The following is a 2,262-nucleotide window of genomic DNA, read 5'->3' on the forward strand; positions in this document are numbered from 1 at the left end:
ACAAACTCATCAAAGGTTTCCTCGATATCGCGATTCGAAAGCGGGCACCACATGCGGGTTTTAGGGTTGATAACGTCGTTAAAGAACGTATCACGCGCCAGAACGTGGCTACGGTAGCTGGGCAGAACGCCGTATTTACGCCATTCCGTCTGCTCAGGAAACGTTACGAAGTCCTTCACCGCCGAGGAATGCAGCACAAAAGCAAGCCAGTCAATGTTAACCGGACGATCGTCATGATCCTGTTTTGGCATAGCTACCGCACGGCCTACACGGTCTGTCAGGGTGTTAACGTTGTCGTGATCCTTTGCAGTGTTCATAAGCCCTAAAACCAACCAATATTTACACCATGCACGCATGAAAACATTTTAAACGCATGTTGTAAATATGCAGCCATGAATACGAGAGGCAAAAATATGTCATGCTTTCACGCCATAAACAAAGGAGGCGAGCGTGAAAAAAGCAACGAAAAGAGGCGACACAACTGTAAGAGTAAGCGAAGAAAGAAAGTTAGAAATTAAGATGAAAATCATAGAGATAGGAAACAAGACAGGAGAGATTGTAAAAACGACAGATATTACAAATCACCTAATAGATAACTATTTAAACGATGCCGTAAACGACATAATAAGCGACATCGAAATAGCAAAGAAAAAAAGCTAGCAGTGTGAAACTTGTCACATTTTATTTGAACGGCTCAGACAACTAGCCTCACCTCCTACACACAGCAAACCCCCGCCGCCAGATATGTGTTTCTTCCGGGACAAAAACAGCCTGGACGGGAAGATGTCGCACATATGCGGGTAATTAACCCCCGTTCTACATTACGGGGGTTATCTCTTTCCAGCCCGCCGGCGAAACAGCCCGATACCGCCAAACCATCACGATCCAGACTTGTCTACTCCGACACCTACCAGACCGACGCCCCCCGCGGCGGGGCGGACTGGATCGAGCACATCTGTAGCATCGCCGTCGCCTGAAAGTGCGGAGCCACTGACGAAACACCGGCGCGTAAGTGGTCTGGTTAGCATCGCAGAAATTCCGCTTCCTCGCTCACTCAGTCGCTACGCTTCTGCCGTGAGACTGCGGCGAGCGGTGCCACCTCTCGCGCCCGGCGTTTAGTCTGGCTGTCATCTATAGCACTGACGGATACTGTGGGGACTGGAGATCTAAATTTCTGGTCTGACAGTGGAAGCCGCCAGCGCCTGACAACGCGGAGTCGTTCAGGTAGATCCAGCGTCGCAACTATCATCTGAAAGCCCGCGCCCTATGTAAGAAAGTTCTTCCCCGATCTGACAGAACGGAGACAAACGGGAGAACGCCAGACTCAACCCACGGAGCCGGAAAGAGGAACCGAGAGCGCTGACAGTCCGCCCCGCCGCGGGGGGCCCTTCGGAACGACACCGCCCGCAATGTGAAGGTATGCCAGTAAACAAACTTATTCGCCGGAGTGCCGGACACATCAACCCCCCGCCCATGAAAGAACGGGAAAACACCAACCCCACTCCCTACGGAAGATTCAGCCGCTACGCGGCCTCATTCCGGCACCGGGCGACAGAGGATAAAAGGCGGCGGCGGTTCGATCTAAAAACGGAGATGTTAATGATTGGTTAACTCGTTAACATTTAAAATGTAACAGATTTTCAATATTGGCATGACTTTTGATTTGATAATCAATGAAGAAAATTAATCAATATTCAGCACCATCACAAAAGAAAAAAATAACGCACAATATGTTAAAAAAAAATAAGTAGCATAATATGCCGAATAGTTATTAAATATAAAAAAAGAACTATATATTGAGTTATGACACTGAAAACAAAAGAAAAACAATCACCCTTGCAATATACAAAAATAAACAAAAATACAAATCGATAAATAAAACAATCATCATCATATAAAATAAAAATTGGCATGATTATTTATTTTATACTCAATCAACTATATCGATCAAACTATTATGCCATATTTAAAATGTGACAATTTAGCTCATTATTAAACATTTAGAATCAATTTAATTTGTTAGATATTTGTTTCTTGATTGTTATAGAGTCACCCTTTGGATCGAAGTCTGGATCCAGCCCCGGACGGCCTACCCTACCACAATTTCGGACGTGCAGGCGCATCACCGGACTAAGACCGCCCACCGTTACGCAGTAACGCCCCGCTCACTGGTGCGCATAAATACCTTATGTGTAAATCAGGCGCGGCGCCCTGCCCATTATCGCCGCGGCCTGATTCAACATAAGGTCGGCATTATGCGCA

The 2,262-nt window shown here is 46.5% G+C and carries 1 protein-coding gene and 1 pseudogene; one reads left to right on the forward strand and one right to left on the reverse strand.

Annotation, left to right across the window (positions count from 1 at the left end):
• Positions 1–317 (reverse strand): annotated as a pseudogene (locus tag ACLJRH_RS26130) (hypothetical protein); the annotation flags it as partial.
• A 133-nt stretch (positions 318–450) separates the two neighbouring features.
• Between ACLJRH_RS26130 and ACLJRH_RS26135 the strand changes: the two are divergent.
• The gene (locus tag ACLJRH_RS26135; protein WP_410958290.1) at positions 451–660 is read left to right on the forward strand and encodes a hypothetical protein; all 210 of its coding nucleotides are present in this window, start codon (positions 451–453) and stop codon (positions 658–660) included.
• Positions 661–2,262 lie beyond the last annotated feature (1,602 nt).

The sequence above is a fragment of the Salmonella sp. SAL04162 genome, from assembly GCF_046551535.1.
GTDB lineage: Bacteria > Pseudomonadota > Gammaproteobacteria > Enterobacterales > Enterobacteriaceae > Salmonella > Salmonella enterica.